Below are 6,554 nucleotides of genomic sequence, written 5' to 3'. Positions count from 1 at the left end.
CGCCGACGTGCACGCCGAGACCAGTGGGGTGTGCCACTTCGCCTACGACGACGAGGAGACCTGCCTGGAGGACGTGCGCCACTTGCTGTCGCTGCTGCCGGCCAACAACCGGGAGCTGCCGCCCCGCACGCCGTGCGACGACCCCAAGGACCGCCCGGGGGACGCCCTGCTGGACATCGTGCCCGCCGACCCCGGCCGCAGCTACGACGTGCGGGCCGTCATCGAGGAGATCGCCGACCACGGCGAGTACGTCGAGGTGCACGCCGGCTGGGCCCGCAACGTCGTGTGCGCGCTGGCCCGGCTCGGCGGCGAGACCGTGGGCGTGGTGGCCAACCAGCCCGCCGTCCTCGCGGGCGTCCTCGACATCCACGCCAGCGAGAAGGCGGCCCGCTTCGTGCAGTTCTGCGACGCCTTCAACATCCCGCTGGTCACGCTGGTCGACGTGCCCGGCTTCCTGCCCGGCGTCGACCAGGAGCACGGCGGCATCATCCGGCACGGCGCGAAACTCCTGTACGCCTACTGCAACGCCACCGTGCCGCGCGTCTCGGTGGTGCTGCGCAAGGCCTACGGCGGCGCGTACATCGTCATGGACTCCCGTTCCGTGGGCGCCGACCTCGCCCTGGCCTGGCCCGGCAACGAGATCGCCGTGATGGGCGCCGAGGGCGCCGCCAACGTCGTCTTCCGGCGGGAGATCCAGGCCGCCGACGACCCCGAGGCCGTACGGCAGCAGAAGATCAAGGAGTACCGGGCGCAGCTCATGCACCCCTACTACGCCGCCGAGCGCGGCCTGGTGGACGACGTCATCGACCCGCGCCGCACCCGGGAGGTCCTCGTCGACGCCCTGGCGATGCTGCGCGAGAAGCACGCCGACCTGCCCTCCCGCAAGCACGGCAACCCGCCCCAGTGAGCCCGGCGGGCCTTGTGATCCCTGCGTTCCCTGCAAGCCCTGTAAGCCCTGTGACCCCTACGAGTTCTGTGAGTCCTGTGAGCTTTGTGATCCCTGTGAGCACGGAAGGAACGGCGCGCGTGCCCAGCGAACGGACCACCGACACCCCGCACCTGATCCGCGTCACCCGGGGCGAGGCGGGCCCGGAGGAGATCGCCGCGCTCACCGTGGCCCTGCTGCTGCGCGCCCGCGGCGCGGCCGCCGGGGCCGGACCGGCCGCGCACCGCGCGCACCGTCCGGCCGGCTGGCGCCGGCTGGAGCGGGCGCTGACCCACCGCGGCGCGCGTAGCTGGCGCGACGAGACCCGCCGTACCCGGCCACGGGCCGGCACCGGCGCCTGACCCCCGCCCACCGGCACCGACCGCACCGACCACCGACACCCGAGGAGTGACCCGATGACCGCCCAGCCCACCGTGCTGGTGACCGCCGCCACCGGCAACGTCGGTCCGCACGCCTGCGCCCACCTGCTGCGCTCGGGCGCCCGCGTGCGGGCTCTGGTCCTGAAGGACGACCCGCACGTCACGCGGCTGCCCGACGGCGTGGAGGTGCACCACGGCGACCTGGCCGTCCCGGAGAGCCTGGACGGCGCCCTGGAGGGCGTGGACGGCGTGTTCTGGATGTGGCCCTTCTTCACCCTCGACGTGCGCACGGCGCCGGAGGTGCTGCGCCGGATCGAGGAGCGGGCGCGGCGCATCGTGCTCGTGTCCTCGGTGGGCGTGCACATCGGCCTGGAGCCGGTCGACAACAACTGCCACGCGTACCTGGAGCAGTTGATCGAGCGGACCGGGCTGGAGTGGACGTTCCTGCGCACCACCGGCTTCATGGCGAACGCGCTCGGCTTCGCCGCGCAGATCCGGGCCGGGGACGTGGTGCGCTTCCCGTACGGGGCCGCGGCCCGCACGTCGGTGCACGAGGGCGACCTCGCCGAGGTCGGCGTCCGGGCCCTGCTGGAGGACGGGCACGCCGGGCAGAAGTACCTCGTCTCCGGCCCCGAGGTGCTCACCCAGGAGCAGCAGGTGCAGATCATCGGGGACGTCCTCGGCCGCACCCTGCGCTGGGAGGACGTCCACGCGGACGAGGCGCGCAAGCGGATGGTGGCGGCCGGCTGGCCCCCGTCGTACGCGGACGGCGCGCTGGACTACTTCGCCCGCCTGACCCGGGAGCCCGAGGTGGGCTCCTCGGTCGTCGCCCAGGTGACCGGGCGGCCCGCCCGCACCTTCCGGCAGTGGGCCGAGGAGCACGCCGGGGCCTTCCGCTGACGACCGGAGACGACCGGAGACGAGCGGAGACGAGCGGAGACGACCGGTGACGACCGGACAGAACCGGAGAGAGGCAGAAGCTGGAGACACCATGGTTCCGACGCACTCCGCACCCGCCCCGCAGCCGGCGCCCGGACCCCGGCCCGCGTACACCGCCGCCTTCGAGGTGCTGCGCGTCGACGGCCGGCACACGGCCGACGCCCTGGCCGGGCTGATCGCCCGGGAGGTGGACGCCTGGGTCGGCGAGACCTCCGGGTTCCTGCTGTCGCGGGTGCACGTCGCGCTGGACGGCAGGGCCGTGGTGCACCACACCCGGTGGCGGGACGAGGCGGCGTACCGCACCCGCTACCTCGGCCATCCGCGGGCCGGTGCGCTGCGCGGCCTGGACCGGCGGCCGGGGGTGGTCTCCGCCACGGTGTTCGCGGGCGCCCCCGCGGGCGGCATCGCGGGCCCGGCGGCCGGGCGGGCGCCCGGCGTGGTGGCCGTGGCCACCCGCCGCTTCGCCGGGCCGGAGCAGGCCCGCGAGGTGGTGGACCTGCTGCACCGCACGGGGGCGTGGAAGCGCGACATGCCCGGTTTCATCTCGGCCACCCCCTACCTTGCCCCCGACGGGCGCACCTTCGTCAACTACCCGATGTGGACGGACCGTTCCGCCTACGACGCGTGGATGGCCGACGCCCGCATCGCCGAGGGGCAGCGGGAGATCGCCCGGTTCGAGACCGCGCCGCCCGAGTACCTGGTGTGCGCCGTGGCCTTCGAGACCGCCGCCGCCCCGTCCGCGGCCACCGGCTGAGACCAGTCTGGAGACACCGTGTCCGATCTGTTGTTCCGCCCCGGCCCGCCGCCCGCGGCATCCCCCGCCCGGTCCGACGGACCGCCCCAACCGCGCCCGGAGCGGCCGGTCCCGGGGCCGGCCGTCGACGGGCCGCCCGTGCCGCTGCTGGCCGGGACCGGCGAGGACGATCCCGCGGAGTCGCACATCGTCCGCGGCATCGACTGACCCCGGCCGACGACGACCGACGCCAACCGGCACCGACCCGCACCGACCGACATCGGCCCCCACCGACCTGCACCGACCGACACCGCCCCGCACCGACCGACACCGGTCCCCACCGACCGGCACCGACCCGCACCGACCGACGACGGCCACGGCCCGGCCGCCGGCCGAAGGACGCGCAGAGGCGAGGACCCATGACCCCGAAGCCGATCACCGACTCCCCGGGCGGCCCCCGCGCCGTCGCGCCGCCCGGCCCCGCATCCCCGCCCACGGTGCGGGAGATCGTGCTGGACACGGACGGCGTCCCGCTCTCCGGCCTGCTCGGCGAACCGGCGGACGGCCCGCCCCGGGCGACCGTGGTGGCGCTGCACGGCGGGGGGATGCGCGCGGGCTACTTCCACGGCCCGGCCCACCCCGGCCTGTCGCTGCTCACCCTCGGCGCCCGGCTCGGCTTCACCGTGCTGGCCCTGGACCGCCCCGGCTACGGGCGGTCGGCCGTGCACCTGCCGCACGGGCAGAACCTGCGGGAGCAGTGCGCCACCGTACGGGCCGCGCTCACCGACTTCGGCCTGCGCCATCCGGTGGGCGCGGGCGTGTTCGTCGTCGCCCACTCCTACGGCGGCAAGCTCGCCCTCGCCCTGGCCGCGGACGGCACCGACCTGATCGGGCTGGACATCTGCGGCCTGGGCCACCGGTTCGCCGTCGACCCCGGGCAGCTCGCCTCGCTGCACGAGCGCCGCACGGCCGCGCTGCACTGGGGGCCGCTCGCCCTGTACCCGGCGGACACCTTCCGGCTCGCCGCCGCACTGGTGGGCCCCATGCCGGAGCGGGAGGAGCGGGAGGCACGGCACTGGCCGCGGCTCTTCCCCGCGCTCGCCGCGCGGGTGCGCGTCCCGGTCCGCTTCACCTTCGCCGAGTACGAGCGCTGGTGGCGGCACGACGAGGAGGCGGTGGCCGAACTGACGGGGCTGCTGGCGGCGGCCCGGGTCCGCGTGGACCGGTTGCCGGGGGCCGGCCACAACGTCAGCCTGGGCTGGGCGGCGCGCGCCTACCACCTGAGGGCCCTGGCGTTCCTGGAGGAGTGCCTGGCCGCGCACCGTCCCGCCGCGCGGCGCTCCGCCCGGCCGGACGGCGGGTCCGAACCCTCCGACGGCAGGTCCGAACCGTTTGGCGGCGGACCCGCACCGTTTGGCGGCAGACCCGCACCGGTCGGCGGCGGCTCCGTACCGGTCAGTCGACCTGGAGCCGGCGCGGGCCCACCCCCTGCTCGCCCAGCACGTCGTAGGGATTGGCCAGCACGCAGCGCTCCAGGGTGAGGCAGCCGCAGCCTATGCAGTCGTCGAGGTCGTCGCGGAGCTTGAGCAACTGCTCGATGCGCCGGTCCAGGTCGGCGCGCCAGTGCGCCGACAGGGCGGCCCACTCCTCCCGGGTGGGGGCCCGGTCCGCGGGCAGGACGCTCAGGGCGTCCTGGATCACGCTCAGCGGGATGCCGACCCGCTGGGAGACCCGGATGAAGGCGACCCGGCGCAGCGTGTCCCGCGAGTACCGCCGCTGGTTGCCCGACGTGCGGTGGCTGCGGATCAGCCCCTCGCGTTCGTAGAAGCGCAGCGCCGACGTGGTGACGCCGCTGCGCCGCGCCAGCTCGCCGATGGTGAGCTCCTTGGGAAGGGGGGTGGTCGACATACCACCACGCTAGGAGAACCTCACCTTTACTTCAACTTCTGCCGGACCCGACAACGCGAAGGAACGAAGGAACCAAGGAACCAAGGAACGAAGGAACAGGGAGGAACAGGGATGACGTTATCGGCGGCCCCGCCCGTACCGCTGTTCGGCAGCGACTACTTCCAGGACCCGTACCCGGTGTTCGCCTGGCTGCGCGACCACTCCCCGGTGCACGCGTTCCCCTTCCCGGTCGGTGGCGTGCGGACCTGGCTGGTGACCCGGTACGACGACGTCAGGGCCGTGCTCGCGGATCCCCGGTTCAGTTCCGAGGGCGGCACCTGGGGCAACCCGGAGTTCAAGGCGGCCGGCCTGGTCAGCGGCGCGGGGAGCGTGCTGGAGAAGGCCGTCACGGTCGTCGACCCGCCCGCGCACACCCGGCTGCGCCGGCTGGCGATGAGCACCTTCACCCCGCGCCGGATCGCGCAGTGGCGGCAGACCGTGGAGCGGGTGGTGTCCTCCGTCCTGGACGCCTGCGCGGCCCGCGGCGAGTTCGACGTCATGGACGACTACGCCGGCCCGGTGTCGTCCACCGTCATGGGGGAGATCCTCGGCCTGCGCATCGAGCGGCACCGGGAGCTGGTGGACGCGCTCGCCCAGGCCTTCCCGTCCGACGCCGCCCGCATGGACCGGGTGCCGGAGGGGTTCGCCCGGATCTGCGGCTACGCCGAGGAACTGGTCGCGCTCAAGCGGCGCAGCCCGGCCGACGACCTGACCTCCGCGCTGATCCAGGCCCGGCAGGACGGCGAGCAGCTGACGGAGGAGGAGCTGGTCGCCATGGTCGCGGCGATGATCCTGGCGGGCAGCGACACCGTCCGCGCCTTCGTCGGCAACGCCGTGCTCGCGCTGCTGGACCACCCCGACCAGGCCCGACTGCTGCGGGAGCGGCCGGAGCTGGAGGCCGACGCGCTGGAGGAACTCCTGCGCTACGAAGGCGCCCTCACCACGGCCCTGTTCCGGGTGACCACCGAGGAGCTGGAGTTCCGCGGCACCGTGCTGCCCGCGGGCGCGCCGGTCATCGCGGCGCTGCTGTCGGCCAACCGCGACCCCCGCCAGTTCCCCGACCCGGACCGGCTGGACCTCACCCGCGGCGGGCCGCGCCACGTCGGCTTCGGCCACGGACTGCACAACTGCCTGGGGGCCGCACTCGCCCGGCTGGAGGGGCAGTTGGCCGTTCCGGCGCTGCTGCGCCGGTTCCCCGCGCTGACCCTGGCGGTGCCGCGCGGGGAACTGCGCTACATCGAGAACTGGGCGATGCGGCGGCTGGTCCGGCTGCCCGTCCGCGCCGCCGGAGAGGGGGCGGCATGACCGCCCGGCACGTCGACGCGCGCGCCGTCGTGCGCGTCGACGCGCGGCTGTGCCGCGGCACCGGCCTGTGCCAGGCCATGTCGCCCGCCCTCTTCCGGCTGACCCGCGCCGGGTACGCCATCCCTGTCGACGGCGAGCTGTACGACGACGACACGGTGCGGCTCGCCCGGTCCGTCGCCGACTGCTGCCCCATGGGCGCCGTGGAGGTGCTGCCCGGCGACGACGCCGACGCCACCGGCCCGGAATCCGCCGGCACCTGACCCACCGGCACCCGGCCCGCCGGCACCCGACCCGCACAGCCACACACCCGCACCCGAATCCGCAG

8 protein-coding genes and 1 pseudogene are annotated in these 6,554 nt (G+C 74.9%); 8 read left to right on the top strand and 1 reads right to left on the bottom strand.

Annotated features, from left to right (window positions below; translation table 11 throughout):
- The 6 genes and pseudogenes from IE225_RS21595 to IE225_RS21570 all read left to right on the top strand — a co-directional run.
- The coding region (locus IE225_RS21595) for an acyl-CoA carboxylase subunit beta (RefSeq protein ID WP_308432534.1) at positions 1-907 on the top strand (907 nt) is incomplete at its 5' end.
- 119 nt (positions 908-1,026) lie between these two features.
- Positions 1,027-1,287, top strand: a complete 261-nt coding sequence (locus tag IE225_RS21590) for an acyl-CoA carboxylase epsilon subunit (protein WP_190059235.1) — start codon at positions 1,027-1,029, stop codon at positions 1,285-1,287.
- Positions 1,288-1,341: 54 nt separating this feature from the next.
- Positions 1,342-2,205, top strand: a complete 864-nt coding sequence (locus IE225_RS21585; RefSeq protein ID WP_190059234.1) for an NAD(P)H-binding protein — start codon at positions 1,342-1,344, stop codon at positions 2,203-2,205.
- 91 nt (positions 2,206-2,296) lie between these two features.
- Positions 2,297-2,998, top strand: coding sequence for an antibiotic biosynthesis monooxygenase (locus IE225_RS21580; protein WP_190059233.1), 702 nt, complete (start codon positions 2,297-2,299; stop codon positions 2,996-2,998).
- Between the two features lie 18 nt (positions 2,999-3,016).
- Positions 3,017-3,205: a hypothetical protein gene (locus tag IE225_RS33355; protein WP_229879870.1), complete on the top strand. Its 189-nt coding sequence runs from the start codon at positions 3,017-3,019 to the stop codon at positions 3,203-3,205.
- Positions 3,206-3,474: 269 nt separating this feature from the next.
- Positions 3,475-4,344 (top strand): annotated as a pseudogene (locus IE225_RS21570) (alpha/beta hydrolase family protein); the annotation flags it as partial.
- A gap of 88 nt (positions 4,345-4,432) precedes the next feature.
- Here the strand turns inward: IE225_RS21570 and soxR are convergent.
- Positions 4,433-4,885, bottom strand: a complete 453-nt coding sequence (gene soxR / locus IE225_RS21565; protein WP_190059231.1) for a redox-sensitive transcriptional activator SoxR — start codon at positions 4,883-4,885, stop codon at positions 4,433-4,435.
- A 111-nt stretch (positions 4,886-4,996) separates the two neighbouring features.
- Between soxR and IE225_RS21560 the strand changes: the two genes are divergently transcribed.
- Entirely contained in the window at positions 4,997-6,229 is a 1,233-nt protein-coding gene (locus tag IE225_RS21560; protein WP_190059230.1) for a cytochrome P450 family protein, read from the top strand.
- Positions 6,226-6,489 carry a ferredoxin gene (locus IE225_RS21555; protein WP_190059229.1) on the top strand — a complete coding sequence of 88 codons (264 nt, stop codon included), beginning with the start codon at positions 6,226-6,228 and terminating at the stop codon, positions 6,487-6,489. The genes IE225_RS21560 and IE225_RS21555 overlap by 4 nt, the downstream gene beginning before the upstream one ends.
- Positions 6,490-6,554: the final 65 nt, after the last annotated feature.

It is taken from the genome of Streptomyces echinoruber, from assembly GCF_014651135.1.
In the GTDB taxonomy this organism is placed as follows: Bacteria; Actinomycetota; Actinomycetes; order Streptomycetales; family Streptomycetaceae; genus Streptomyces; species Streptomyces echinoruber.
The sequence above is the reverse complement of the archived record's forward strand: the minus strand, read 5'-3'. Positions and strand labels throughout refer to the sequence as shown.

What these genes read in the sequence shown, in the direction of transcription:
- IE225_RS21580 (WP_190059233.1), top strand. Translation starts at nt 2,297, where the DNA reads ATGGTTCCGACGCACTCCGCACCCGCCCCGCAGCCGGCGCCCGGACCC.
- IE225_RS21560 (WP_190059230.1), top strand. Translation starts at nt 4,997, where the DNA reads ATGACGTTATCGGCGGCCCCGCCCGTACCGCTGTTCGGCAGCGACTAC.
- soxR (WP_190059231.1), bottom strand. Translation starts at nt 4,885, where the DNA reads ATGTCGACCACCCCCCTTCCCAAGGAGCTCACCATCGGCGAGCTGGCG.
- IE225_RS21555 (WP_190059229.1), top strand. Translation starts at nt 6,226, where the DNA reads ATGACCGCCCGGCACGTCGACGCGCGCGCCGTCGTGCGCGTCGACGCG.
- IE225_RS21585 (WP_190059234.1), top strand. Translation starts at nt 1,342, where the DNA reads ATGACCGCCCAGCCCACCGTGCTGGTGACCGCCGCCACCGGCAACGTC.